Genomic DNA, 26,588 nt, shown 5'->3' with positions numbered 1-26,588 from the left:
ATAATAATATTTATGAAGAAGATCATATATACATTTTTCCTTATTATAATAATTTTATTTGTCGGTTATGTAATCGTAAACTGTATTGTAAAGATTGAAGATAGTACATTTTCTATATTGATTGATAAGAAAAATGATTCAATCAGGATCTTAAAGGATAAGTACAATTTTGTATGGCAGGGGATAATACCTAGAAGAATTCAATTAAATACTTATAGAAAAAAAAATAATGTTTTTTTCGACTTAAAAATTCCAATTCCTCCTTTTGAAGAGATGAAAGGAGATTTATATTCAATACAAGTTCCAATTAACATTGATTATATTATAGATCCTATTAAATTTCCTTTTACAACTGCAAGTATAAAAGATGGTAGTAAGGCCTTTAATAAAGAGATTGATAGGATTTTTAAGGGTTATCTCAAGAGGGAGCTATATTCATATTTTTTGCCAAGTTATAGAGGAGAGGCCCTTTATAGAGATAAAGAACTTATCATAAGTAGGGTTGCAGATACATTAAAAGAGAAATCCCTAAGTAATGGGATTACAATACACAATATTGAAATATTAGGCGGCTTTGAACTTCCTAATTCTAAAACGTATTATAATGGCCTTCGTTTTTACAATGAATTGAGAAGGATTGAAGAGGATAATGAGAAGGAATTGTTGAAGTTGAGTAATAAATTGCAAAAGGAAAAGTTGTTTAAAAACAAGTATTATGATGAATTGAATAAAATATCCAAGATGATAGAGAGGAATCCTGATCTTTTAAAGTATATTTATATTGACAAGATGGCAAAGAATGTAAAATTGATAATATCTTCAGCTGATACTGGTATGCCCTTTGGTTTAGGTTTCGATGAAGATTCAAACACAAATAGAACTGAACGAGAGATTGATAATCTTCGGTAATAACAGTATATATATCTATAATTAGGAGTTTAATGTGCCTTGCGGTAGGAAAAGAAAGAGAAAGAAGATAGCTAAGCATAAGAGAAGAAAAAAGAGAAGACTGAATCGTCATAAGAAAAAATAATCAGCATTATACTTATACAAGTAGGTTACTCTATTCCAATGTAATTATATATCCCCTTAGACTTATTTATGGTTGGGAATATGGAGAATGAGAGTATATAGATTAAAGAGAAGCATAGACACGAGAGAAATCTTCTGGAAGAGACGGCCTTCGGAAATCAGCGGATATCATAGGACTCTATATGTTACTACTGAGGATAGTGATTATATCAGAGTTGATTATAATATGAAGGAGAAGAGGGTTCGGCTATATATTGAGGATTCCGATGAAGGTGGAAATCCATATTATGCTGTGATCGCTAATGGTAAAGTTGTAGTAGAGAGGAATGCTACAACTGGAAGGGTTGTGAAGCTGTATGATAAGTTCAGCAAGAGGGCAAAGGTGTTTTCAACCATTCCCAATGGTGAGGTGCTTAAGCTAATCAACAATAATTATGGCATAGCGGGTAGCACTAATGAGTTCTACAATAATGAATGGGATATAACAAGAAGAGAGATTGAGAGAAAAAAGGAGTTAGAACGGACAAGAAGAAAATATTTTAGACCTGAAGAGGCTTCTCGTTATGTTAATACAATTAGTGAAGTAAGTAAAGTAGAAAGAAGATTGGGGTTAATTGATTTATTAGATTTTACTATTGGCATTTTCCTGTGTGTATCTCTCTATATGTATAATCGAAATATTATTGCTGTTGGTATGTTATCTGCGGTAATTGGCATAATTATGGGATTTGTTGATATATTTTACAGGAAAAGGTTACCCTTCTTTATGAAGATGGTTTTTTTTGTTATTTTTGGGATAGCCTCTTATATCTATGGATATTATTCCCTTTGAGTAAAACCCACCACTGTGACAATTGTAATTTAGTTTCAGAGGATTTTACCTAATTCCTGTTCAGATACTTCAAAGATGAGAATACTCCTATAATGAATTACTTAATAAACATCACTATATATTATAGATAATTTCCAATTAACACTTTTTGCAAATATTAAGCCCCCTCGCCCATAATACTGGTGAGGGGGCTTAATATTATTAAGCTATTAATAATAAAAATATTTGTATTGTTAAAAAAGAGTTTTCATCTCCTGTTAGTTATGCTAAAATTATTAGCACTAGTATATAGTATAGTATTTTTTTAAGACGTGAAATAATTGAGAGTATAATTTTATCCAGATGGTGTAATTATGGCGGATAAGAAGGGTCGAGCTAATAACTCAATTCAAATTGTATGTTTTCAAGTTGAGAATGAGGAATATGGCATTGAAATATTAAAGGTTCAGGAGATATTAAAGACTCCAAAGATAACAACCTTACCAAAATCGGCTGATTATATTAGGGGTGTTATTGATCTTAGAGGCAAGGTCATACCTGTAGTGGACTTGAGTAAAAGGTTTGGCATCGAGTCTAATAGAAATACAGAGAGTAAAAGGGCAATTGTGGTCAACATTATGGGAAAAGATCTAGGCCTGGCAATAGATTCCGTAAGTCATGTAGTTAGGGTTGATGAAAGTGATATTGAACCGCCACCTCCAGTAATAAAGGGAATATCAGGAAGGTATATTACGGGAATAGCCAAGGTCGAAGATACCTTTGTCGTAATACTCGACATTGATCAGATTTTTTCTTCTCAGGAGATTGAATCTATGTAAATCCATATTACTCTCATTGGCAATACTCAATCAATTACATGCTTTCGGCAGTATTCAAAAATAGCTTTATCCATTATATCCCTGAGAGGTATATCATTTTTTTCTGCCGCTTTCCTGCAGTCCTCATACTCGGGTTGAATATTGACCACCTTGTCTTTATAGTATCCCTTTTTTATTCTTATAAGGTTGTTATCAAGATGGATTGTATCAATACTTCTCTCGAGCCTTTCTCGGCTAATCCTCTGAATTCTCATTCCTAATGTTGTTGTTTCTCTATATATTGTTTCTTTTAGTGAATCCAGGGTCTCATTTTTTGAAATGATTGTAAGGAGGATACCAGGTCTGCCTTTTTTCATGAATATTTGAGTAAAATAGGCATCAAGCGCACCCTGGGCTATTATTTTATCAATGACATATGGATAAGCCTGAGGGTTCAAGTCATCTATATTGCACTCTATCTGAAAGATATCTTCAATATCGCTATCTTCAATATTGATCAATAAGGATCTAGTTAAACTGTTGACGGGGTAATCCCTTGTCCCAAAACCTATACCGCTTTTCAGGAGGACAAAGTCAAGGAATTCATTTATCTGTGTGCCAAGGGATGTGAGTAGCGCTGCTGCAGTCGGCGTGACAATCTCCCCTCTTCTTTCAGTCAATCTTGATTTGAATCCCTTGGTTAACTCAAGGACTGCTGGCACAGGAATTGGGAGTTCTCCATGACTTGACTGAATACTGCCAGAACCAAAGTGAAATTCATTGAAATAAAAACTGTCAATTTTCAGGATATCTAAAGAGATACAAAAGGCGGTTATGTCTATAATGCTGTCTATTGCTCCTATCTCATGAAAATGAATTTGATCCACACTAGTGCCATGAACTGATGCCTCTGCGCTTGCTAATTTTTGAAATACTGCAAGTGCATTATTTTTGATTTTTTCAGAGAGATTATTTTTCTGGATAATATCTGCAATGTCGCTGAGATATCGAACTTGTTGATCATCCTGGTATGATATTTTAATGAGGGTGCCTTTTAAGCCCTTTTTGACAGTTATTTTCGAGAAGATATCCCACTTTGGAAGGGTTAGTTTATTCAATTCATTCTTTAATTTATTAATATCCAATCCCAGGGCTAACATCGATCCAAGCAGCATATCGCCAGAAGCCCCTTGATGTATATCAAAAATAATGCAATTACTCATCTGGATGTCTCTAGTTTATTAAGGGTATTTAGAATCCTGAAGGCAAGAAACGCAGCTCCGAATCCATTATCGATGTTCATAACAGCGACACCCGGTACACAGGAGGTCAACATGCCAAGGAGGGGTGTCAGCCCATTGAAGGCTGCCCCATAACCCGTGGAGGTGGGAACAGCAATAACAGGAGAACTTACCATACCGGCTATAACTGATGCTAATGCTCCTTCCATACCGGCTATAACGATGATCACGGAGGATGAATCAAGTTCATCCTTATGATCCATAACCCTGTGAATACCTGCAACCCCTATATCGATAATGATAGACGTATCTAATCCCAGTATATTCCCTGTCTCAAGTGTTTCATTCCCAATCGGGATGTCTGATGTACCGGCTGTTACAATTGTTACTCTTCCCTCAATTTTTTTTATATCATTTTTTATATAAGTGATGGTTTTGCCGGTTTTATTATACTGAGCCTCAGGCAGGCTTTCCTTAACAGCATCAAATACTATTTGAGAAGCTCTAGTGGCAAGAAGGTTATAACCTCTATCAGTAATTTTTTTAGCGATTTCTCTGACCTGTTGGGGAGTTTTACCCGGACAGTAAATAACCTCAGGGAATCCCCATCGAAGCGCCCTATGGTGATCAATTCTAGCAAAGGATATATCTTCATAGGGGAGTTTTTCAATATAATCTAATACCTCATCATCAGAGATCTTTCCATTTTTAAATCTATTAAGGATTTCTATTATTGTATCTCTTGACATAGTTTAATAGGCTGCAATTAGTATTGTCTCAATTTCGTCCCTGCTTAATGGTCTTGGAGCATTTTCAATAAAGGGGTAAGAAAAGGCTATCTCTGCTACTCTAGCCATCTCGGATTTAGGGATATCAAATTGTGATAATCTCTGAGGAATATCGACATCAATCTCAAGTTTCCTTACTCCCTCAACAGCTTTTATTGCGGCTTCAATAACTGTAATATCTTTAATATTTTCATCCATAATCTTGGACATCTGCACATACTTACCGGATGAAGTGGTGAGGTTGTATTCCATTACATGTGGGAGAATTAAGCCCATTGCTTTGTCAACTGAAATATCCACTATAGATGATAATGCAAGAGAGATAGCAAGGGTAACTGAGAGTTCGGTAACTCCAAAAGCGATTCCAGACATTATAGATGCAATGGCAAGTTGCTTCCGGTGGACTGGATCTTGTGGTTCTCTATAGGCATTTAGAAGATTTTTAAATACAAGATCCATCGATTTCAGTGCATATGTATTTATCAATTCATTAGTCTTTTTTGAAATGACTGATTCAGTAGATAGGGCTAATACGCTTATTGCGCTATTTGCGGTTGTTTCATCATCTGTGGCTGTGGCAATTTGTGAATCAATAATAGTAGCCTTTGGAAAAAGATATTTGTCAGAATAGCACTTCTTTTTCATCTCACGAATTTCACTTATATAAAGCATGGGTAAAATTTCAAAACCAAAAATTGGATGTGTTGGAATGGTTATAAGTGAAATAGGGGGAATTACTTTGGGATAGTTAAAAAGGTCCTCACAGAATAAATGATTGTTTGTGAGTAGTGAAGCTGCCTTGGCTACATTTATGGATTCTATACCTCCAAAACCTATAAGAGTATCACAATTGGTCTTTTTAATAAAGTGAACTGCAGAGTCGACATATTCTGTATCAGGTTTATCTGGGATTTCATCATATATTATACATCCACAATCATGATTGGAGATATTTTTTGAGATCGATTCTATTGTATCTGAAAATTTTGCAAAATCGGTCGTTGTTGTGACTAATACAACCTTTGATCCATAATTATTGATTAACTTTCCAATATCAGCGATTATGTTTTTTTTTATATATATTTCTGTTGGTATATGAAAATCTGGAAAAATTCCACCTTTCAATTTTTTCCTCAATCTGTAGATATAAAAAAAGCGGATAACTGGATTTCCGCTTTGTGTATTCAAAGAAGATGTGGTATTTATTCTTAACTATTTCTCAATAGATTTTTAGCTATTTTATCAGCAACCATTTCAAGAACCTTGTTATCGTTGAATTTATCGTATTTGCCCTCTTTTATCTGCTCCTTGATCTCATTCACTTTGTCTCTTCTGATGTCAGGTGTCTCTCTTACAATGCTTGTATATTTTGCAATCTCTGCAGCCTTTTTACCTTCTGATGAGATCTCAATTGAGTCACTCTTTTTGGTCTCTGTTCCTTTCGAAATGGATTTTGTATTCTTAGAATCAATAGTATTGTTGATATTTCCAATTTTATCTATAACCATTTTTCCCATACCTCTGTTAATCTATTATAATATTCGGTAAAATATGTCAATTCTTTAATTAAAATTTAATATTATGGTTATAAAATATAAAAAAAACAATAAATGATCAAGTAAAAAATATGTCATGCTGAATTATAGTAGTAATTAGTTACTATAAATACAATTCCATATAATATCTTTATAATTCCCTTAATTATTGAGATGATAGAAAATTGATTTTTAGATGTTCATTGAAGTCCCTTTCCAGCTCTTCAGATGAGGAATAGTATTTATTGAAAATTGAGTTCCATATCTCGCTATTTTCCATGCAGAGATATAAAAAGGGTTTATCTGTATGATGATTTATATATTCCTTCATCTTTCTGTAAATTTCAATCCTCTTTTTTTTGAGATACCTGAATTTTCCATCAAGACCGGGAAACATCTCTTCTATAGTCAAATCTTCATTCGGGAATTTTCCCCTCAGTATATCTTTAAAACCTGGGCTGTACCTGAAGCACCCCAACGAAATCCATACCACCTTCTCAGGATCGATGCTTTTAAAGAGTAGATCAATAGTATTTTTATAATCATCCTCCCAACCATTGTAGATTATTATCGGATCAAAGTGAAAAGCTAAGTAAAAATCAGCCTCATCTGCCTTCTTTGCGGCTTCAATTCTTTCCAAAAGTGGAGCTGTATACTTCTCATACCGTAAAATATTTCTTTCTGTGTTGAGGCTCCATGCCAGCACCGCATTTCCCCTTTCCTTGATATTCAGGAGATGATCGATATTATTCGATTTAGTCTTTAATTCAAACATTACGTTCTTGAATGGACTCATCCTCTCAATCAAATCTCTGCCAATACCTGTCGTTTCATCAATCATAAGAGAATCTGTAAACTCACCGGTTCCTATCCTATATATCCGATCAGTATGAGTTTTTTTAAGAAAATCATTAATTTCCCTGTAAACACCTTCAATATTCGTAAGCTGCATAATTCCAAATGAATTTAGATAGGAATTTAGATAACAGTATGTACAGTTATATATGCAATTGAAGGAGGTATTTATAATCCTATAGTTGCAGCAGATCATATTCTGTGAACCGGGGCAAAGTTGAAAAGATCGACCCTGATATTTTTTCAGTATTATAACCTCTTTGGGGCTGTATCCCCCCCTTTGTAGAGAGTTAAGATGATGGATTAGGTTATTTTCATCTTTATATTGAATAAAGATTTTATCCTCTAAGATGGAAGTAAATCTCTTTACTATTCTGCATTCAGATTCACTTTCATCGAATAAGATTGCTTTAATGTCTTCAATGGTCTTCAACCTCGATGTGCTCCTCTTTAGTAATGGCTTTCGATATATCTTATTATTCTTTTGGATGATAAGTATTGTATGAGTTGGCTATATCTGGGAATTTTGATTCTACAATCGTATCATCATAAGTGTTGAGATACCAAGAGTCAAATATTTTGTAAACTGAATAGTATGGCAAAGCTGTTAATGAGGAATAAGTCGTTTCTTGTCAAGCTGATTGTATAAGTGTATTATTATATTAAATGAGTTGAAAAAATAGATAGAGGTGTATCACAATGCATCAATGTAATTTGATGAGACCTTGGAGATACCCTGAGGTGATGAGAAAATATTAAATGAGGTGATTATGGAATATGATAACATTATTGTAACTAAAGATGATGATGGATTAGCCACTGTGACCCTTAATAGGCCTGAATCATTAAATGCCCTTAGTTCTGCTGTTGCGGATGATATTCGGAAGGCTGCTAATAATCTTAGGATTGATGATGAGGTGAGAGTCATTATTGTCACTGGTGGAGGGAGGGCATTTGCTGCTGGCGCTGATATAAAGGAACTTAAGGACGCTACACCTGTGGGTGCTCGGGATTGGGTGAGAAACCTTTTCGATTCATTCGAGGCCCTTGGTAAGTTGCCAAAGCCAGTGATTGCGGCGGTAAATGGTATGGCCGTGGGGGGGGGATGTGAATTAGCATTAGCCTGTGATTTTATAATAGCATCAGATAAAGCAAAATTTGGTGTTCCGGAGATAAAAATTGGTGTTTTTCCTGGAGCCGGTGGCATGTATCGTTTGGTTAAGGCTGTTGGCATTAGAATGGCAAAGGAATTAGTCTTTATTGGGGACCCTATTGATGCAGAGACTGCACAGAAAATTGGTTTGGTTAATAGGGTTATTCCTGCTGATAGTTTTATAGATGAGGTTAAAGCATTGGCTAGGAATATTGCAAATCGGAGCTCAATAGCCTTGAAATATGCTAAGCAGGCGATAATTGAAGGTGAAGGATCTACTGATCCTGATGGTGTTTTCAGGGATATTGAATCACTGGGACTCATCTTTTCAACAGAAGATCAAAAGGAGGGTATGGCAGCATTTATTGAAAAGAGAACGCCTAGGTTTATCGGTAAATAAGGGGGTAGTTCTTTATATTCATCATTCTGTAGACAGGGGATTACGTTATATTACCTATGATGAGGTTTGAGCAATAGTATATGTTTTGCCTATTATTGATTTTTATGCTTCTGCTTATGTGATGGTGTCATCGTAATTTTTAGTTGTAACATCCCTTTTAAATAATTCAGACAATAAATCATTTGTAATTATTATTACATATAAAGCTTACATAATGGCTATTAAAAATTATTAAAAGATTCTTGACAGATATTATCATCAAATATGTGAATTAATTCGACTTAATAATAAGATTATTATATTTAATTTAATTTAATTTGATATTAAATAAATTTTAATCTTTACCTTATCTCTGATTATATAGAAAAGTCAATGAGTATATATGAGGGCTCTTCCAAATAATACTTTTAAGCTGGTTCGATTGTTGTCTGTTATTGTTTTAGACATTCCATATGTTTAAGGGGATTTTTGTTTCTTCTCCAGATTCTAATAGAAGTAGCGCAATTGAGATGATTCATTATTATATATGTTCAAGATGCTGATGATTGATGAAATCAATTATGCTAATCAATTTCAGAAACATATTTTTTTATTTAATTATAATTAGTGCTATTGGAATGTAGCCATCTGTACAATCTAATCAGAGATAAATAATGTTGATTTATCTCTGATAGAGAAATCCTAAATACAGATTTGGAATATATTTCAAATAAAGGGGGTGCTGCAGATTGTTAACAATTAACAAGATGATATTAATTTTTTGCGCAATAGGTTTGATCCCGATTTCATCATTATTCAACCCTGTTCGAGCAGAAGAAGTGCAGGGTGAAATCCTTTCACTAGAGGAAGCGATAAATGAGGCAATCCTTAGAAGCCCGCTCATAAAGGAAGCAAGAGAGAAGACCGAGGCTTCAAGAAGTGAATACAAATCAGCAAGGGCAGATATGTGGCCTAAATTCTCCGCATCATACTCATTCACTCAATTGATGGATCAACCTATTGTTAAAATGCATGACAGCGAATTGCCTATGAGCGGTAAGGATATTTATAAATGGAATGTCACAGTCTCTCAACCCCTCTTTACGGGATTTGCTCTTTCGACAAAGAGGAGGATGGCAAAACTTGGTGTCAAGATAGGAAAAATTGAGAAGCAGATCAGCGTCATAGACCTTGTGCTCAAGGTAAAGGAGACATACTTTGGAATACTTATTACTAAACGTGTATATGAGGTATCACAGGATGAAGTGAAGTTGTTGGAACATCATCATACTGATGCAGAGAATTTTTTGGAGCAGGGTTTAATATCCACCAATGATCTTTTAAAGACAAAGGTTGCTCTCGCAAATGCCAAGCTAAAGCGGGAAAAAGCCTTAAAGAATTATAGAATGGCAATAGAGGGTATGAATTTTTTCTTAAATCGACCAATAGATGGAGCAATAACTGTAAAAGATGTGACTGAGCCAGCAAGCGCCAAGTCTTTTAATCAGGCACTTTTCATTAAGAAGGGATTGAATAATAGACCAGAGGTAAAGGCTTTGACATTGGCTGTTAAGAACGCCAACAATGCAATCAGACTGGTAGAGAGTCAATATTATCCACATCTTATGCTTATTGGTAGATTCGAGAGGGAGGGTGAGAATTTTCCGGCCACTGAGAATGAATATATGAATGATCACAACGCACTTATATCAATTATGGCAAAATGGACCTTCTTTGAATGGGGTAAAACGAAGAATGATGTGGATAGGATGATACACACCAAGCGGTCTTTATTGGAGAAGCTGACATTAGTGAAGAGAAATATTGCGCTGGATGTAAAAGACGCTCTCTTAGACATTGAGGTTTCTAAAAAGAATATCGATACATCAAGGGAGGGACTAGAGCAGGCAAAGGAGAATTATCGCATCACTGATGTTCAATATAAACAGCAGATGACAACCTCCACAGAGGTTCTTGATGCCACTACCTTTCTTTCTGGCGCCAAGATAAGCTATTATTCCAGTCTTTATGGATATAGGATTGCTCTTGCAAGGTTGGACAGGGCTATTGGTGAGATTGGAGTTAAAGCTATTAATGAACAATAATGTAACGAGGTAATAAAATGGGGAAATGGGAAGATGTTAAAGGTATTATTATATTTACAATAGTATTGATGACATTACTTCAACAGTTGACATGTTCAAGTGAAGAGAAGGGTTCAATTACCCAGGCTATTCCGGTTGAAGTATATAAAGCGAAGTACAAACAGATTGATATGATTGAAAGGCTTACAGGCGAGATAAGGCCATTTCTTGAGGTTAGTGTGTATCCGAAAATACCCGGATATATTATTAAGGATATTTTTGTCGATACTGGGAAATATGTGAAAATGGGAAGTGTGATTGCTGAAATGGAGACTGATACAGTACTTGCACAACTTGAGGAGGCAAGAGCCGGACTTGAACAGACTATAACCCAGAGGGATATTGCAGAAAAGGATTATAACAGACTGCAAAAACTATATGAACAGAACGCTGTTCCAAAACAAAAACTGGATCATATAGAATCGCAATATAAGTTAGCCAAGGCTCAAGTAAAGAGCATAGAGGCGAAGATTAAACAACTTGAGATTTTGCATAAAAATCATAAGGTTTATGCTTCAATTGATGGTTATGTGTCAATGAAGTATGTTGATAAGGGGGCCTTATCAAATCCAAGACAGCCGATTGTCAGGATATCCAAAACGGATATGGTTAAGATCATTGTGGGGGTTCCTGAAAAGTCCTACCCTTCTTTAAAGAAGGGAACTACTGCAATCATAATGTTGGATGCCTATCCCAACAAGAGGTTTCAGGGGAGAGTGGCTGTAATCAGCCCTACCTTGGATCCCAGCACTAGAACCGGTAATGTTGAGATACATATTGATAATAAGAATGGATTGGTTCGTCCTGGAATGTTTGCAAATGTTGAGTTATTTTTGGAAAGACGAAGTCTCTTGATGGTGCCTGAGATGGCCTTAATGAAGGCGCCCGGAACAGCAGATTATACCCTTTTTGTCGTAAATGAGGGTGTTTCTGAGCTCAGAAGTGTAGCAGTCGGATTAACATATAAAGAGTATAGGGAGATAAGGGGTGGTCTTAAGAGGGATGAATTGATCGTACAAACAGGACAACATCAACTTAAAGATAAGATGTTGGTTAAAGTAGTCAATTCTTCAGATGGAGGGTTGTAGAAGATGAAACTGCCTGAGTTTTCAGTTAAGTATCCAGTAGCTATTTTAATGCTATTTATTGCTGTTTTTTTATTAGGAGCAATAGCGCTCTCAAAGTTGAGTATAGATATGCTTCCTGAGATTGAACCTCCAAATATTATGGTTATTACAGCCTGGCCTGGTTCCAGCGCATCCGATGTCGAGTCAGAAGTAACAGAACTTATTGAGGATCAGGTTAGCACTGTGAATAATTTAAAAGAGGTTTCATCGAAATCGGTGGATAATCTCTCTGTTGTTGGCTGTGAATTTGAATGGGGGGCTGATTTAGACATAGCCACTAATGATATCAGGGATAGCCTTGAGGTGATTAAACAGAGGCTTCCCAAGGATATTGAGCGTCCAATGGTATTGAGGATAAAATCTGAGAGGATGCCTATTCTTATAATGACTGTGACAGCTGAGCAATCGTGGCCATCCTTGAGGATGATACTGAAGAAGAATGTGGTTGATGAGTTGAAGAGGGTTCCTGGTGTTGGCGCTTTTATGGTTGATGGCGGTCTTATCAGAAGAATAAATGTGTATTTTGATGCCAATAAATTAGAGGCTTATCATCTTTCAATTCTTCAGATAAATAAAATTCTGGCAGCGGAGAATTTAAATATTCCTGCTGGAAGCATAGAGACTGGGGAAATGGAGTATTATGTTAGGATTCCGGCAAGATTTAAGACTGTTGAAGATATAAAAAATACAGTAGTAGGAAACTTTAAGGGAAGAATAATATATTTGAGGGATGTTGCTACTGTTACTGATTCATTTGCTCCAGTTGAGATGAATGCATGGGAGGATGTGGGTGTCAAGTCTATGATAATGATGGTTCAAAAGCAGTCAGGCAAGAATGCTGTTGAAGTGATCGATGGAGTTAAGGAAAGGCTGAATCAGATTAAGCACCGACTGCCCGATGATGTGAAGATACAGATTGCAATCGATAATTCTAAACAGATTCGAAACGCAATAAATAATTTGAGAAATACACTGTTCGCTGGGTTATTCCTCGTTATTGTTGTAACTATAATATTTTTAAGAAGATTGCGAACAGCCGGGATTGTGTCTCTGGTTATACCCTTCTCAATCATTGTCGCTTTTATATTTATGTTTATAGCAGACTTTACAATCAATCTCATCTCACTTATGGCTATTGTGATCACCATAGGGATGGTCGTTGATAATGGGATTGTTGTTCTTGAGAATATTATTCGTCATGTTGAGCATGGTGGGAATAGAAGAACCAGCGCTATCTATGGCGCAAGCGAGATGGGTATGGCCATTACTGCCTCAACAGCAACCACAGTAATAATATTTCTTCCCTTAATTTTTGTAAAGGGCTTAGCTGGAGTAATCTTTAACCAGCTTGCTATAGTCCTTGGGATTACATTGCTCGCTTCCCTTTTTACATCACTTTCATTAACTCCCATGCTTGCCTCTCAATGGGTTGAATATAATCCGGTTCAGACTTCTTCCAGAGGAGGAAGACTGGAGAGGCTTTATCTTTTGAGCGAGGGCTGGTTTAACAAGGTTGAAACGGTTTATGAGAGATTTCTAATATTAGCGTTAACAAATAGGTGGAAGACGGTTGTTATTGCCCTTATTATCTTTTTTAGTAGTTTGCTTATAATACCCTTTTTATCCTCAACATTAATGACTGATACTGATACAGGGGATTTGAGTGTAAAGTTCAGACTCCCTGAGGGAACCAAATTAGAAGAGACAGATAGGGTTGTTACTAATATATTTAATGACATTAATTCAGTTGTAAAAAAAGAAGAGATAGATTTGAAGTATGCCATGGATGGAACCGGTGAAGGGGGATTTGCAATTGCTTTTGGGTTCGATCAAGGTCCAAACATTGGACAGGTCTCCTTTCTCCTTGTTGAAAAGAATGAAAGAGAGAGAAGTGTAAAGAGGATAGCGGATGTGGTTAGGGAAAAGGTACGTGAACTCCCTGGCATATCTGATATTCAGGTGAGAGCAGCGTCAATGATGTCATCAATGATGCTGGGTGGTGAAAAGGGTGTTCAGGTTGAAATCCGTGGTTATGATTTTGGTGAGATGATGAAGTATGCACATAGATTATCTGAATTGATGAAAAAGGTGCCTGGACTTGTAAATGTTTCACTTAGCCAGAGGGACCCTAGACCTGAGGTATGGATAAAGATTGACAGAAGAAAGGCTTCAGCCTTGGGACTCAATGTAGCGATGATAGCGAGTACTCTGAGAAACTATTATTATGGTGTTGAATCTACTGAATTGAAGGATGCTGGAGAGAGTTTTGAGATATTTACCCGTCTTCACGATGACCTGAAGGATGATATTGACAGAATGATGAGTATGCCACTTCTGACTCCTGATGGAAGAACCATTATGCTATCCAGTATTGCAGAAATAAAGAGGACAGAGGGGCCAATTCAGCTATTGAGAAAGAATAGAGCAACGATTGTTAAAGTGGGCTCTGATCTTCAGGAAGAATATCATCTTGGGTATGCTAGAGAGAAGGTGAATGAAATTATAGCCAGCATAGGAGTCCCTGATGGAATTTTTGTAGGTTTTGGCGGATTGTTAAAGGATCAGGAAGAGACTTATGGAGACCTTCTCCTTCTGCTAATAGTTGGAATTTTGCTGGTTTATATGGTTATGGCTGCTCTCTTTGAAAATTTGCGAGATCCTTTAATAATTATGTTTTCTATTCCCTTTGCCTTTACAGGTGTTTCCATCGCTTTATTTATTACAGGTATTCCGCTTAGTTTAATGACAATAATGTCCCTAATAATGCTGATGGGAATTGTTGTAAACAATGCGATTGTTCTTGTTGATTATATGCATCTTCTTTTGAAAAGAGGTGTCCCTCTATATGAAGCTATAGTGCAGACAGGGAAAAATCGATTGCGTCCGGTTTTGATGACAACATTAACCACCCTTTTTGGCATGCTTCCAATGGTGCTTTCCAGAGCAGAGAGTTCTGAAGTCTGGAATGCAATGGGAGTTACCCTTATTGGGGGACTTACGCTTTCATCATTAGTGACGCTTATTTTAATACCGACAATCTTTTATCTATTTGAGAGTCGAAAAACCCGTCAAATCCTACAGACAGTTTAAGATCTTTCAAGGCGCTTGTGTTATAAGTATTTGAAATGATATTTATATCATGGATCAATAGCCAGGATTTGAATAAGATGCTACTCATATAGAGCAGGGGTGGGATTTCATATGTGTATGAGATTAGAGTATAATCCTTTTTTTTTCTTATTTAGTATAGTGAATATAATTAGAATTGGGGTTAGGTTATGAAGAAGAGTGAAACAGTGAAGAGGAGCAAATCAGTAAAGAAAATTAAGAGTGAACCAAAGCTTGCCTTATTAATATACGATGTCGATTATGATGATGAGGTTATGGATCTATTCACCTCAGATTTAGTGCCTGGCTTTACTAAGTGGGATAAGGTTCAGGGTACGGGTAAAAGCTCAGATCCAAAGATGGATACAGCAGTTTGGCCAGGTCATAATAGCGTTATTTTAGCATTATTAACTGACGAGATTGAAGAAGAGTTGAAGGCTAAAATTATGGAACTGATAAATAAACATAATGGGAGTGGGATGAAGCTCTTCACGCTACCGCTTCATGAAGTAATATAGTATTTTGATCTAAGATTTGATTTTGTAGTTTTTTTCTGACTATTTATTATTGTTGACAAATTATATTTATTATAGGCTTTTATATTTAAGTCGTTGTACCTATAGGGGTGATGAAATGGACTATCTTCAATTGACAGCGCCCTGTGGATTAGATTGTTTTAATTGTCCCATGTATTTGGCAAAAGATAATGAAGATCTACGAGCTAACATCTCACAGCAACTCGGTATTCCCATTAAAGATGCATCCTGTGATGGGTGTAGGAATGAAAGCGGGAAAATTGCTTTCCTGGGGATGAGCGAGCCGTGTAATGTGTATAAGTGTATTGTGAGAAAAGGAATTAAATTCTGTAATGAGTGTGCTGAATTCCCTTGTGACCACCTTCATCCATATGCAGATATGGCATCTGTTGTTCCACACAATACTAAAGTTTATAATCTATGTCTAATCAAGAAGATGGGATTAGAGTCATGGGCGATGGATAAGGCCAAAAGCGTAAAGGAAACCTATTTTCAGGAGAAGTGGAAACTTTAACACAAGAGAATCATATTGAAGGAGTGGTTGTACTATATGGGAATTGAGATTGCTCAATTACATCAGAGGGGACAGCCTTTATTATTAGCTCATAGTCTTAATTGTTGTTCCCGATAAATATAGTACATATGAACATCTGCCCAGGTGGTGGAATCTGGTAGACACGCATGGTTGAGGGCCATGTGGGAATTATCCTGTACGGGTTCAAGTCCCGTCCTGGGCAAAAATTTTAAAGGGGCTGTGCAGGATGATGATAGCTCCTAACATAGAAGTTTGTTAGAATATTATTATGATAAGGTATGTCTGTTTACAGATAAATACAAAAACGTGAATTAATGAAAAAGAAATTAGTTATCAATATATTTGCTTTCTGTTTATTTACCATTCTCGCCTGCTCGAGTTATTCAGTAAAAACTGAGCTAAAAAATAATAAATCTCTCTCTAAGTTAAAGAGGGTTGGCATTGTGATTAGGCTTTCGAGGGATGGTGGTATTGTTGCTGATGAACAGATCAATAGTATCAATTCCTGGATGGGTGACTACAAATCCATTAAGGAAATCAGTATCATATCTGATTGCAGTGAAGAGGTTATATTATATGGATCTATGCAAGAGAGGTTCTATCAACTCTCCGATAATAAAAGATTTTTAAGATATAAGTCTATTGGAGTGGTCAATCTCTATCTTCGAAAAAATGAGAGTGAATTAAGAAAGATCATTGAAGAGAACAATCTTGATGGTTTGGTAATATATGAAATATATGATGTTATTTCTGCAGCAATGCAGTATATGGATTTTGATTCAGTTGTTGTTATTGTGGATAAAAATTTTAATATAGTATATTTAGATCATCAGTCTAATGGATACGAGAGTCGAGAGATTGATTATACTGTGGTAAAGAATTACTTAATGGATAAGATTAGCGAGAGGTTCATTAGAAAGCTGTTAAACCTGAAATTTATGAAAAAATAGAATGAAGCCTCTTTTGGAGACGGCGGGATTCGAACCCGCGTCCTGCAATATACATCTGAAGCCTCTACATGCTTATCCCATTCTTAAGTTTAAGCTTTTTAGTCAAGAATGGGCATCGACTTCAAAGCCTGAGTTCCCTTATTATTCGCTCTTACATCGGGAACGGTAGTAAGAGCTATCCCCTGTATATGACGTCTTTATAAACTCCCAGAGGAGCAGATGTTCAAAAGACGCTGACAGTCCTATTAGGCTGCCAGAGGTAAATTATTGTTTGCGATTATTTTAAAGTCTGTCATTTTAACGAGTGGCAGCATACTCGGCATGCAACTGCAGAAATATTATTACAGTCGAAACCATATTCGTCCCCTTTATCTTAAAATATGGGGTATTCTGCCAGAACGTCAAGAAGATTATTTGTGTAATATAATATTTTGTTGATTGAGTGATAATGGGGTATAGTAAATCGATTTCTTATAGGAGTTTTTTAAAATGAAGGTAATACCTGTAATATTAGCTGGGGGGGCTGGGACAAGACTTTGGCCACTTAGTTGTGATGATAAACCAAAACAGTTTCATAATCTCACGGGGGATGGTACTCTTTTATCCAATACAATAGAACGGCTCTCCCCATTGAGACCAGAATTTTATTTGATTGTTACTGGGATGAAATATGCGAAAAAAAGCCTTGATGAGTTGGGGAGGGTTGGAGTTAAGGGGAGGATACTTGCTGAACCCTATCCTAGAAACACTGCTGCTGCTGTGCTGTATGCTGCTACCTATTTATCAAAGAAGTATGATAATTCCATTATGTTAGTCCTTCCGGCTGACCATCATATTAAGAAAAGGGAGGATTTTATTAGAATATTAAAGATTGCTATCAAGGAGGCAGAGAAGAATAAATTAGTAACAATCGGATTAAGACCAAGCTATCCTGAGACTGGATATGGATATATTAAATCCATTGATAATGAGGGGAGTATTCAACAGGTCGATAGATTTGTAGAGAAGCCAGATATTGAAAAGGCAAGGGAGTATTTAAATGATGGTAATTATTACTGGAACAGCGGAATGTTTATTTGGAGCACATCTGTTATTATTGAGAACTTTAAAAGGTTGATGCCTAAACACTATAGTGCTTTTAATCAATTTGAGAGACTCAGCTTGGAGCAGATGGAGTCCAATGAAGACGAAGTATGGGATATCAAGGAGAGGATATTTTCATCCTTGGATTCAATTTCAATAGATTATGGTATTATGGAATGTGCTGATAAGAGGGTGGTGGTGCCGGCTGAATTAGGATGGACGGATTTGGGATGTTGGAAATCTGTTGATGATGTTTTGGATCCTGATGAAGATATGAATCGAACTCCGGTAGGGGATAGGGTGATTTTTTTAGATTCAGAGAAGTGCTCGGTCTTTACTGAGAGTAGAAGGGTAGCCCTTGTGGGATTGAGGGATATTGTTGTTGTTGAAGCGGGGAGTGACATTCTTATAATGGATAAGAGTCGGGCTCAGGAGGTAAGACGAATTGTGGAGATAGTAAAAGATAGGGGATAACCTTTATTTCATTAGCCTGCTTATCTCATTCTCTATTAACCTCCTGTGCTTTGATATCTTCTTTGATCTGGATTTTAGGGAAAATAGATGTTTATGGTCATCATATTCTGAGTTTGAGTAATAGAAAATTGGACATGTGATATCTTTCAGGTATCTTGAATGTATTTCCAGGGCTGTGCAGAGGATGTCCTGTAGATATTTGTTATTGTGTTGGTTGTTTTTATCATTCATTTTATACTTTTTTTCAATATATCTCAATATCCATATAAAGGATTCAGGATCGATAATCGCGACTGAATAAAGATACCAATCTTCTATATATCTGATTAGTATTCTTTTTTGCTCGTTACTCAAGATGTAATGAGCTGCACAAAGGAAATCATTGCAGATTTTTGATCCGAAGAGTGAAATGTCTCTCATCTCTCTATCGTTTATCTTAGGGTGTAGCATACACCCAGGCTTGTTACTAATAATTAATCCCTGATAGGGACATATATGTGATGTCTGATCTCTTATCCCAATTGATTCAATGTATTCTTCCCAATTATCATTGGTGCGTTTTGATGTTTGCCTTAACCTCTCTTTCCCGAGCCTTAGAAAGTTCGTAAGATTCTCTCTTGAAACATCTCTAAAGTTAAAAAGACCACAGCAAGCACAGCATCCCTTCTGGGAGTCGGTTTGACAGAGTATTATTTCTTCATTACACATACTTGATATTTTTTGATTGATTGGGCGGGTATGTCAATGATGATTTAGTATAGATATTGGTTATACCTAATGATATTGATTTAAGTAAAATGAGTCCGCATAATCATATAATCTTAAATTGTGATGGTTGCCTAATTCTTTCATACTGATGACTCAAAATGAGTATTCTCCTTGACTTTCTGAAGTTAAATTACTAGCGTCGTTTACATTCATAGTAAATTTAATCTTGAATTTGAATTCTTAAATTTTAATGAATCTTTAATCAATCGGATTTTTTTTTGAAGGCAGATATGAGCGCTGAAGCGAATTTAGATGTGTTTCTTAAACCTGAAAGCGTAGCTGTTATAGGAGCATCAGAAAGACCTGGATCATGGGGATCATTCATGATGGAGGGTTTACGGGCAATGGATTATGGTGGTGAAGTCTACCCTGTGAATCAACGGGCGCGTTCTGTATATGGGATTAAGGCCTTCCCAGATGTAAGAGATATCCCTCATCCTGTGGATTTAGCCGTTGTCGCTATACCCGAGGGGTCCATTGAGGAGTGTGTTCGCGCTTGTGGAGAAAAGGGTGTAAAGGGAATGACAATGATTACGTCTGGTTTTGGAGAGGCGGTAAGTGGAGGGCGTGAACGGGAGGAGGCCCTAACCAAGCTTGCTCATTCCTATGGATTAAGGATTGTTGGCCCAAATGTAAGCGGCACTTTTAATCTGCATGCAGGATTCAATGCTGCAGCCTCCCCAGCAGAGTATCTTTATTGTACTCCACTTGCAGGTGTGTGTCAGGGTGGATATGCTATTTATGATCTATTAGCTTCTGGATTTTCTCGAAAGATGGGTGTGGGCAAGTTTATTCATACTGGGAATGAAAGCGATCTTCAGGTGACTGATTTTTTAGAGTATTTTGGACAGGATCCACAGGTTCAAGGAATCATTATGTACTTAGAGACTATACGAGATGGAAGGCGTTTCTATGAAGTAGCAAAGCATGTTGCTAATAAAAAACCAATTATCGTTCATAAGGCTGGTAGAACTGATGGCGGGGCCAGGGCTGCCCAAAGCCATACAGGGGCCATAGCAGGGTTGGGTGGGATATATGAAGGAGCATTCCATCAGGCAAATATTGTGCTATCCCCTACAATGGAACTTATTCTTCCCTTGGCTCACGCTCTAATTGAGTGCCCACCGATGAGAGGAAATCGTGTAGCTATCATTACAATGGGTGGTTCATGGGGGGTGACTCTATCGGATAGCTTGGAGATTGAGGGATTAAGGGTGCCGGAATTGAGCACAAATCTCCAAAAAGAGTTAAGAGATTTTGGTATGCCTCAACGCGCTTCAACAAAGAATCCTGTGGATATTGGGGCAGCAGGTATTGGGACTCTCTCTGCTGAAATACTGTCCCAGATGGGACGCGTAATCCTCTCCTCAGGAGAGATAGATGCATTAATACTTCATGGTCTGGGGAGACCTGGAATGGTTCAAGAGGATACATCTTCAAGTATGAAATTATTTACTCACTTTGAGAAGGAAATAATGAAGGAAGTTAGCTCTCTTCAAAAGGAGATGAAGTGTCCGGTTTTTATAGGAAGTCTTTTTTCAAATCATGAGAGTCAGGCTGTCAGGGATCTTAATGAGGATGGGATACGCATATATAACCGCCTTGACGAAATAGCACAGATATTGTCTTTACTTTATGGATACTGGAAAAATCGAGATAGATTTGCATGTTCACTGTGACTATAGTCAAGTTATTGAGTTTTATTCTGAATGCAAAGGTTATGAGTTTTTATCATATTTGTGACATTATAAAGGATTTCATTTTATTGGATTGTATTCTCTTTTTTATTTGTTTGACCTTGACATTTTTTAATTTGAAAAATAATTTTGCTCTATTCATTTTATAATAAATCAATATGTTTCGAATAAAGGTTATAGATCATTTTTCTGCTGCTCATCAATTGATTGGTTATCCTGGGAGATGTGAAGGATTACACGGTCATAATTGGAAGGTAGAGGTTGAAGCAGAGGGAGAGAAACTTGATGAGATAGGCATGCTAGTAGATTTCAAAGAGTTGAAGAATTTATTGCATGGGGTGCTGAAAGAGATAGATCATCAACATCTCAATGCATTAGAGCCTTTTAGGAATCCTAATCCCAGTGCAGAATTGATAGCACGGTATATTTATTATCAATTGAAATCTATAATTCCTCCATTTGTCTATTTAGTATCAGTCTCTGTTTGGGAATCGGAAAGCTCAAGAGCCAGCTATTATGAATAATGATATACTAATGAACTAAATTTATGGATAAGGAAAGAATAGAAAAGGCTGTAATTGAAATTTTAAAGGCAATAGGCGAGGATCCTGATCGTCCAGGTTTAAAGAGGACCCCTGAGAGAATCGCCAGCATGTATGAGGAAATCTTATCTGGCCATAAGAGTGATGCTGAAAGAGTATTAAAGGGGACTCATGAACTTGAGCATGAAGAGATGGTGATAATAAAGGACATTCCCTTTTATTCAATGTGTGAACATCACATGCTCCCTTTCTTGGGTATGTGCAACATTGCATACATCCCTGATAATAATAGGATTATTGGGATAAGCAAATTAGCCAGGGTAGTAGATATCTTAAGTAAAAGGCTTCAGGTTCAGGAGAGGCTAACTAATGAGATTGTCGAGACAATAATGAATAGTCTTAAACCAAAGGGCGTTGCTGTAGTAATAAAGGCCAGGCATCTTTGTATGGAGATGAGGGGAATAAAAAAATCGAATACATATATAATAACCTCTGCAATTAGAGGAATATTCATGAAGGATATAAAGACCAGAGAAGAATTTTTAAAGCTAATCGAATAAACCTATATTATATGATAATGGATCGTTTTAGGTTTATTGTACATCATGTAGATTCTAACCCACTTGTTCTGAGGTTAATAATAGTATTGATAGACAATATAATTATATAAAACTAAGAGAATAGTCAATTATTAAGGAGGAGTTAGTTTATGGATTTCAAATTTACAAAAGAACAGGAAGAATTAAGGGCGGAATTTGAAGCATTTTTCAGAGAGGAGATGAAGAATGCTCCGCCTGAATATGGCAGGGGGGGACTCGAGGGCATATATGCAACAGATGAAGGATGGAATTTCCATAGGGATGTAAGCCGAAAGCTTGGTGAGAAGGGATGGCTTTCGCGTCCATGGCCAAAGGAATACGGCGGTCAGGAATCTCCCATTTCAGAACAATTGATATTCAGCGAAGCGAGGGAGAAGTATAGGGCGCCTGGAATAGATATTTTTGGTTTAGGTATGTTTGCGCCTACTCTGTTAGTAGCAGCGAATGATGAGCAGAAGAAGAGATTGCTGCCTCCCATAGCCAAGGGAGAGGTCGTATATTGTCAAGGGTGGAGCGAGCCCAATGCTGGATCTGATTTGGCATCGCTTGCAACTACTGCAATTAAAGATGGAGATCATTATGTAGTCAATGGGCAGAAAATTTGGACAACAGGGGGACACAAGGCTGATCATATGTTCCTCCTCGCACGAACGAATACGGCTGAGAAGAGGGGCAAGGGGCTTTCTGTTTTTAATTTGAGAATGGACCTTCCGGGTATCGAAGTGCGTCCTATTTTGTATATGGATGGCAAACATGTTTATAATGAGGTATTTTTTACTGATGTCAAGATACCGGAATATGACAGGATAGGACCGGAGAATGATGGATGGCGACTAACCAGAGAGACCATGAATTTTGAGAGATCTGGTGTTGGGATGTTTGCAGAGGGCTTCAATATCCTTGATGAGCTTGTGGAATATGTGAAAACCACAAAGCGTGATGGAAAATATCTCTCAGAAAATTCAATCGTAAGGCAGAAATTAGCCAAGATATATGCGGATTTGGAAGCTGGTTATACTTTGGCCTATAAGATTGCATGGACTCAGGAGAATGCCGGACTCATGTTTGCTGCTCATCTTGCATCAGAGGCAAAACTCTTTGGCAGTGAATTGATGCAGCGTATATCCAATTTTGCCACAGAGATTATGGGACCCTATGGGCAGTTAGCTCATTCCAAATGGTCTCCATTGGATGGCGCAATGATTGAAACATATCAGTTCTGCATGGGAATAAATATAGCGGCAGGAACATCTGAGATTCAGCGAAATATAATAGCCTGGATGGGATTACAGCTACCAAGGCTCAAATATCAGCCAATGGCTTAATATCATAGAGTCGTTGAAGAGAGATGTGTTGACTTTACCTGAGAAAGCGGGGTGTCTCTCACAATAGTGTTTAGATGTTTATTATTATTAAATTAGATTATGTAATATAAACTATTAAGAGAATTTATTTAAATTTGACGGAATGAAAAGAGAAATACTAATCGCAGTTATAATAAAGGAGGATGCAAAATGGATCTTGGATTTACATCAGAACAAGAGATGTTAAGGGAAACAGCAGCGAAGTTTTTTGTCAATGAATGTCCATCAGAGAAGGTAAGGGAGATTGAGGAGAGTGAGAGCGGATACTCTTCTGAGCTATGGAGCAAGATAGCTGAGCTTGGATGGACAGGGGTGTTGTTTCCAGAGGAGTATGGCGGCTACGGGGGGCAGTTTATAGATATAGTTATCATCATGGAAGAGATGGGACGCGCAGTTTTTCCAAGCCCCTTTTTCTCAACAGTTGTTCAGTGTGGTATGCTCATTCAGGAGGGTGGCTCAGAGGATCAAAAGAAGGACCTTCTGGCCAAGATAACAGAGGGTAGTTTGATAATGGCCTTTGCCCAGCATGAGGAGGATGGGAGCTATCTTCCTTCAGGGATAAACATGAAAGCGGAGGCATCAGGGAATCAGTATACCCTGAACGGCACAAAGATGTTTGTTATGGACGCCAACATTGCAGATAAGTTGATAGTGGCAGCCAAGGCTGATGCCGGCATTACCCTTTTTCTCGTTGACGCCAAGTCTTCAGGCATAACCTGCACTAAGATGCCGACTATTGGTATGGACAATTGCTGTGAGGTCATTTTTAAGGATGTTAAGGTAGACAAGGGTGATATTATAGGCGGAGCAGGCAAAGGCTGGGATATAATAGAGAAGATATGGGGTAGGGCCTCTGTTGCCAAGAGCGCTGAGATGATAGGTGGCTGCAAGGCCTCTATTGATATGACAGCAGAGTATTCGAAGGAGAGGGTGCAGTATGGTCAGCCCATTGGAGGATATGACGTTCTTCAGCACTATATGGCGAACATGCTTCTTGCTTATGACACGAGTTTTAATTATCTGCATAAGGTAACCTGGATGATAGATGAGGGCATGGATCATGATAAGGAGGCTTCAGCGCTTAAGTCTCAGGTGAATGAGAATTATAAGTTTATCACAGAGAGGGGGGTCCAGATTCATGGCGGGGTTGGCACATCGAGAGAGTTTGACATAGGTCTTTATTACAGAAGGGCCAAGTCCTTTGAGTATGTGATGGGAGATACGGATTATCATTATGAGAAGGTTGCCAAGGCTCTTGGACTTTGATATTTTATTGTATGAATAATATAAAATACAATGGGGGGAATATAACATTTATGTGGAGGACGCTTCGTATTTTCAACAATTTGTTATGGATTACCCTCACTTAATAATTCTATGCTCAATATCGAGTATAAGCGGATAAAGTAGTCTATGGTTACAACTGAATTTGTTTGTTGTAACTATAGACTTTTAATCCGCATCGTAAAATAGTTCCCTTATATAATTCTACAAAATAAAATAAAATGTAATTATAGAGATCATCGTTAATAATTAGGAGGGATAGATATGGATTTTAAATTCACAAAAGAACAAGAAGCCTTAAAGGAGGAGTTTGAGACCTTTTTCAGGGAGGAAATGAAGAATGCTCCACCCGAATATGGAAGGGGAGGGCTGGAAGGATTATTTGATACAGATGAGGCATGGAGTTTTCACCGAAATATGGCTAAAAAGCTTGGTGAAAAGGGATGGCTTTCACGCCCATGGCCAAAGGAATACGGTGGTCAGGATGCACCTATTACAGAACAGTTGATATTCAGCGAAGCTAGGGAGAAGTATCGTGCTCCTGGATGGGATATCTTTGGTTTAGGTATGTTTGCGCCAACCCTTATGGTAGCAGCGAATGAGGAGCAGAAGAAGAGATTACTTCCTCCAATAGCCAAGGGAGAGGTTATGTATTGTCAGGGTTGGAGTGAACCCAATGCTGGATCTGATTTGGCCTCCCTATCTACCACTGCAATAAAGGATGGCGATCATTATGTTGTCAATGGACAGAAGATCTGGACATCAGGCGCGCACAGGGCTGACCATATGTTTCTCCTTGCACGAACAAACCCGGCAGAGAAGAGGGGCAAGGGGCTTTCAGTCTTCAATTTAAGAATGGATCTCCCCGGTATTGAGGTGCGTCCTATTTTGTATATGGATGGAAATCACCTGTATAATGAGGTATTCTTTACGGATGTGAGGATTCCAGAATATGATCTTATAGGCCCAGAGAATGATGGATGGCGACTAACCAGAGAGACCATGAATTTTGAGAGATCTGGTGTTGGGATGTTTGCTGAGGGCTTCAATGTCCTGGATGAGCTTGTGGAATATGTAAAGACTACAAAGCGCAATGGCAAATTCCTCTCAGAAGATACTATTGTACGACAAAAGATAGCAAAGATTTATAGTGATTTGCAGGTAGGTTATACACTTGCCTATAAGATTGCATGGACTCAGGAGAATGCCGGACTCATGTTTGCTGCTCATCTTGCATCGGAGGCCAAGCTATTTGGCAGTGAATTGATGCAGCGTATAGCCAATTTTGCTACAGAGATTATGGGGCCTTATGGGCAGTTGGAAAATTCAAAATGGGCGCCCTTAGATGGCGCTATGGTTGGTGCTTATCAGTTCTGTATGGGTGGGAATATCGCAGCAGGCACCTCTGAGATTCAGCGCAGTATAATAGCATGGATGGGATTGCAGCTTCCAAGGCTTAAATATCAACCTATGGCCAAATAGCCTAAAGGCTTAAAAAATAGGAACATCTGTTTTGTCTGACCGATTAGTTATTATATTATTTGATTAGGATATTTTAATAATGGAGTGTAATAGTTATTATTCCCATATAATTAGTTAATATTTAATACTGATAAATTGTGAAAAATGAATTAGAGATATTTAAAAGGAGGATGCAAAATGGATCTTGGATTTACATCAGAACAAGAGATGTTAAGGGAAACAGCAGCGAAGTTTTTTGTCAATGAATGTCCATCAGAGAAGGTAAGGGAGATTGAGGAGAGTG

23 protein-coding genes, 1 tRNA gene and 1 other RNA gene are annotated in these 26,588 nt (G+C 37.3%); 18 read left to right on the top strand and 7 right to left on the bottom strand.

All coding sequences use genetic code 11. The features are described from left to right. Positions 1–12 precede the first annotated feature (12 nt). The 3 genes from SVZ03_08400 to SVZ03_08390 all read left to right on the top strand — a co-directional run bounded on the left by SVZ03_08400 (position 13) and on the right by SVZ03_08390 (position 2,682). The gene (locus SVZ03_08400) at positions 13–909 is read left to right on the top strand and encodes a hypothetical protein (GenBank protein ID MDY6934227.1); all 897 of its coding nucleotides are present in this window, start codon (positions 13–15) and stop codon (positions 907–909) included. A 211-nt stretch (positions 910–1,120) separates the two neighbouring features. Continuing rightward, complete coding sequence (locus SVZ03_08395; GenBank protein MDY6934226.1) at positions 1,121–1,864, top strand: hypothetical protein; 744 nt, start codon at positions 1,121–1,123, stop codon at positions 1,862–1,864. A 353-nt stretch (positions 1,865–2,217) separates the two neighbouring features. After that, positions 2,218–2,682 (top strand): chemotaxis protein CheW, encoded by a 465-nt coding sequence (locus SVZ03_08390; GenBank protein MDY6934225.1) that lies wholly within the window; start codon positions 2,218–2,220, stop codon positions 2,680–2,682. A gap of 26 nt (positions 2,683–2,708) precedes the next feature. Here SVZ03_08390 and larC read toward each other — a convergent pair whose 3' ends face one another. The 5 genes from larC to SVZ03_08365 form a co-directional block, all read right to left on the bottom strand. Continuing rightward, positions 2,709–3,884 carry a nickel pincer cofactor biosynthesis protein LarC gene (gene larC, locus SVZ03_08385; protein ID MDY6934224.1) on the bottom strand — a complete coding sequence of 392 codons (1,176 nt, stop codon included), beginning with the start codon at positions 3,882–3,884 and terminating at the stop codon, positions 2,709–2,711. Then, positions 3,881–4,651 carry a nickel pincer cofactor biosynthesis protein LarB gene (gene larB / locus SVZ03_08380; protein ID MDY6934223.1) on the bottom strand — a complete coding sequence of 257 codons (771 nt, stop codon included), beginning with the start codon at positions 4,649–4,651 and terminating at the stop codon, positions 3,881–3,883. Before larB ends, larC begins: the two co-directional genes overlap by 4 nt. A gap of 3 nt (positions 4,652–4,654) precedes the next feature. Beyond that, positions 4,655–5,815 (bottom strand): iron-containing alcohol dehydrogenase, encoded by a 1,161-nt coding sequence (locus SVZ03_08375; protein MDY6934222.1) that lies wholly within the window; start codon positions 5,813–5,815, stop codon positions 4,655–4,657. An 83-nt stretch (positions 5,816–5,898) separates the two neighbouring features. Next, positions 5,899–6,198, bottom strand: coding sequence for a flagellar biosynthesis anti-sigma factor FlgM (locus SVZ03_08370; protein ID MDY6934221.1), 300 nt, complete (start codon positions 6,196–6,198; stop codon positions 5,899–5,901). A gap of 193 nt (positions 6,199–6,391) precedes the next feature. After that, on the bottom strand, positions 6,392–7,513 hold the full coding sequence (locus tag SVZ03_08365) for a DNA photolyase (GenBank protein MDY6934220.1): 1,122 nt from the start codon (positions 7,511–7,513) through the stop codon (positions 6,392–6,394). Positions 7,514–7,850: 337 nt separating this feature from the next. On the opposite strand from SVZ03_08365, the gene SVZ03_08360 reads away from it, so the two are divergent. From SVZ03_08360 to SVZ03_08325, 8 genes are all read left to right on the top strand, one after another. Next, on the top strand, positions 7,851–8,633 hold the full coding sequence (locus tag SVZ03_08360) for an enoyl-CoA hydratase-related protein (protein MDY6934219.1): 783 nt from the start codon (positions 7,851–7,853) through the stop codon (positions 8,631–8,633). 728 nt (positions 8,634–9,361) lie between these two features. After that, entirely contained in the window at positions 9,362–10,717 is a 1,356-nt protein-coding gene (locus tag SVZ03_08355) for a TolC family protein (protein ID MDY6934218.1), read from the top strand. Positions 10,718–10,734: 17 nt separating this feature from the next. Then, positions 10,735–11,844: an efflux RND transporter periplasmic adaptor subunit gene (locus SVZ03_08350; protein ID MDY6934217.1), complete on the top strand. Its 1,110-nt coding sequence runs from the start codon at positions 10,735–10,737 to the stop codon at positions 11,842–11,844. Between the two features lie 3 nt (positions 11,845–11,847). Next, positions 11,848–14,973 (top strand): efflux RND transporter permease subunit, encoded by a 3,126-nt coding sequence (locus SVZ03_08345; protein MDY6934216.1) that lies wholly within the window; start codon positions 11,848–11,850, stop codon positions 14,971–14,973. A 188-nt stretch (positions 14,974–15,161) separates the two neighbouring features. Further along, positions 15,162–15,509, top strand: coding sequence for a transcriptional regulator (locus SVZ03_08340; protein ID MDY6934215.1), 348 nt, complete (start codon positions 15,162–15,164; stop codon positions 15,507–15,509). Between the two features lie 115 nt (positions 15,510–15,624). Next, on the top strand, positions 15,625–16,041 hold the full coding sequence (locus SVZ03_08335; protein MDY6934214.1) for a DUF3795 domain-containing protein: 417 nt from the start codon (positions 15,625–15,627) through the stop codon (positions 16,039–16,041). Positions 16,042–16,179: 138 nt separating this feature from the next. Beyond that, a tRNA-Leu gene (locus SVZ03_08330) sits at positions 16,180–16,264 on the top strand. 112 nt (positions 16,265–16,376) lie between these two features. Then, the gene (locus tag SVZ03_08325; protein MDY6934213.1) at positions 16,377–17,012 is read left to right on the top strand and encodes a hypothetical protein; all 636 of its coding nucleotides are present in this window, start codon (positions 16,377–16,379) and stop codon (positions 17,010–17,012) included. A gap of 11 nt (positions 17,013–17,023) precedes the next feature. Here the strand turns inward: SVZ03_08325 and ssrA are convergent. Next, positions 17,024–17,379, bottom strand: a transfer-messenger RNA (tmRNA) gene (ssrA, locus tag SVZ03_08320). A gap of 122 nt (positions 17,380–17,501) precedes the next feature. Here ssrA and SVZ03_08315 point away from each other — a divergent pair. After that, positions 17,502–18,569: a sugar phosphate nucleotidyltransferase gene (locus SVZ03_08315; protein ID MDY6934212.1), complete on the top strand. Its 1,068-nt coding sequence runs from the start codon at positions 17,502–17,504 to the stop codon at positions 18,567–18,569. 3 nt (positions 18,570–18,572) lie between these two features. On the opposite strand, the gene SVZ03_08310 is transcribed toward SVZ03_08315, so the two are convergent. Further along, entirely contained in the window at positions 18,573–19,277 is a 705-nt protein-coding gene (locus SVZ03_08310) for a hypothetical protein (protein ID MDY6934211.1), read from the bottom strand. A gap of 290 nt (positions 19,278–19,567) precedes the next feature. Here SVZ03_08310 and SVZ03_08305 point away from each other — a divergent pair, with 290 nt between their 5' ends. The 6 genes from SVZ03_08305 to SVZ03_08280 all read left to right on the top strand — a co-directional run bounded on the left by SVZ03_08305 (position 19,568) and on the right by SVZ03_08280 (position 26,305). After that, the gene (locus SVZ03_08305) at positions 19,568–21,016 is read left to right on the top strand and encodes a CoA-binding protein (protein MDY6934210.1); all 1,449 of its coding nucleotides are present in this window, start codon (positions 19,568–19,570) and stop codon (positions 21,014–21,016) included. A 176-nt stretch (positions 21,017–21,192) separates the two neighbouring features. Continuing rightward, positions 21,193–21,558: a 6-carboxytetrahydropterin synthase QueD gene (queD, locus tag SVZ03_08300; protein ID MDY6934209.1), complete on the top strand. Its 366-nt coding sequence runs from the start codon at positions 21,193–21,195 to the stop codon at positions 21,556–21,558. A 23-nt stretch (positions 21,559–21,581) separates the two neighbouring features. Further along, entirely contained in the window at positions 21,582–22,136 is a 555-nt protein-coding gene (folE, locus tag SVZ03_08295) for a GTP cyclohydrolase I FolE (GenBank protein ID MDY6934208.1), read from the top strand. Between the two features lie 149 nt (positions 22,137–22,285). Next, positions 22,286–23,500 (top strand): acyl-CoA dehydrogenase family protein, encoded by a 1,215-nt coding sequence (locus SVZ03_08290; GenBank protein MDY6934207.1) that lies wholly within the window; start codon positions 22,286–22,288, stop codon positions 23,498–23,500. Between the two features lie 189 nt (positions 23,501–23,689). Further along, complete coding sequence (locus tag SVZ03_08285) at positions 23,690–24,805, top strand: acyl-CoA dehydrogenase family protein (protein ID MDY6934206.1); 1,116 nt, start codon at positions 23,690–23,692, stop codon at positions 24,803–24,805. 282 nt (positions 24,806–25,087) lie between these two features. Then, a complete protein-coding gene (locus SVZ03_08280) occupies positions 25,088–26,305 on the top strand; it encodes an acyl-CoA dehydrogenase family protein (protein ID MDY6934205.1) in 1,218 nt (405 codons plus the stop codon). Positions 26,306–26,588 lie beyond the last annotated feature (283 nt).

This window comes from Spirochaetota bacterium, assembly GCA_034190085.1.
GTDB lineage: Bacteria > Spirochaetota > UBA4802 > UBA4802 > JAFGDQ01 > JAXHTS01.
This window is presented reverse-complemented; position numbering and strand designations above follow the sequence as displayed.

What these genes read in the sequence shown, in the direction of transcription:
- SVZ03_08325 (MDY6934213.1), top strand. Translation starts at nt 16,377, where the DNA reads ATGAAAAAGAAATTAGTTATCAATATATTTGCTTTCTGTTTATTTACC.
- folE (MDY6934208.1), top strand. Translation starts at nt 21,582, where the DNA reads ATGGATAAGGAAAGAATAGAAAAGGCTGTAATTGAAATTTTAAAGGCA.
- SVZ03_08390 (MDY6934225.1), top strand. Translation starts at nt 2,218, where the DNA reads ATGGCGGATAAGAAGGGTCGAGCTAATAACTCAATTCAAATTGTATGT.
- SVZ03_08360 (MDY6934219.1), top strand. Translation starts at nt 7,851, where the DNA reads ATGGAATATGATAACATTATTGTAACTAAAGATGATGATGGATTAGCC.
- SVZ03_08370 (MDY6934221.1), bottom strand. Translation starts at nt 6,198, where the DNA reads ATGGTTATAGATAAAATTGGAAATATCAACAATACTATTGATTCTAAG.
- SVZ03_08395 (MDY6934226.1), top strand. Translation starts at nt 1,121, where the DNA reads ATGAGAGTATATAGATTAAAGAGAAGCATAGACACGAGAGAAATCTTC.
- SVZ03_08280 (MDY6934205.1), top strand. Translation starts at nt 25,088, where the DNA reads ATGGATTTTAAATTCACAAAAGAACAAGAAGCCTTAAAGGAGGAGTTT.
- SVZ03_08315 (MDY6934212.1), top strand. Translation starts at nt 17,502, where the DNA reads ATGAAGGTAATACCTGTAATATTAGCTGGGGGGGCTGGGACAAGACTT.
- larC (MDY6934224.1), bottom strand. Translation starts at nt 3,884, where the DNA reads ATGAGTAATTGCATTATTTTTGATATACATCAAGGGGCTTCTGGCGAT.
- larB (MDY6934223.1), bottom strand. Translation starts at nt 4,651, where the DNA reads ATGTCAAGAGATACAATAATAGAAATCCTTAATAGATTTAAAAATGGA.
- queD (MDY6934209.1), top strand. Translation starts at nt 21,193, where the DNA reads ATGTTTCGAATAAAGGTTATAGATCATTTTTCTGCTGCTCATCAATTG.
- SVZ03_08335 (MDY6934214.1), top strand. Translation starts at nt 15,625, where the DNA reads ATGGACTATCTTCAATTGACAGCGCCCTGTGGATTAGATTGTTTTAAT.
- SVZ03_08290 (MDY6934207.1), top strand. Translation starts at nt 22,286, where the DNA reads ATGGATTTCAAATTTACAAAAGAACAGGAAGAATTAAGGGCGGAATTT.
- SVZ03_08310 (MDY6934211.1), bottom strand. Translation starts at nt 19,277, where the DNA reads ATGTGTAATGAAGAAATAATACTCTGTCAAACCGACTCCCAGAAGGGA.
- SVZ03_08285 (MDY6934206.1), top strand. Translation starts at nt 23,690, where the DNA reads ATGGATCTTGGATTTACATCAGAACAAGAGATGTTAAGGGAAACAGCA.
- SVZ03_08400 (MDY6934227.1), top strand. Translation starts at nt 13, where the DNA reads ATGAAGAAGATCATATATACATTTTTCCTTATTATAATAATTTTATTT.
- SVZ03_08340 (MDY6934215.1), top strand. Translation starts at nt 15,162, where the DNA reads ATGAAGAAGAGTGAAACAGTGAAGAGGAGCAAATCAGTAAAGAAAATT.
- SVZ03_08305 (MDY6934210.1), top strand. Translation starts at nt 19,568, where the DNA reads ATGAGCGCTGAAGCGAATTTAGATGTGTTTCTTAAACCTGAAAGCGTA.
- SVZ03_08350 (MDY6934217.1), top strand. Translation starts at nt 10,735, where the DNA reads ATGGGGAAATGGGAAGATGTTAAAGGTATTATTATATTTACAATAGTA.
- SVZ03_08345 (MDY6934216.1), top strand. Translation starts at nt 11,848, where the DNA reads ATGAAACTGCCTGAGTTTTCAGTTAAGTATCCAGTAGCTATTTTAATG.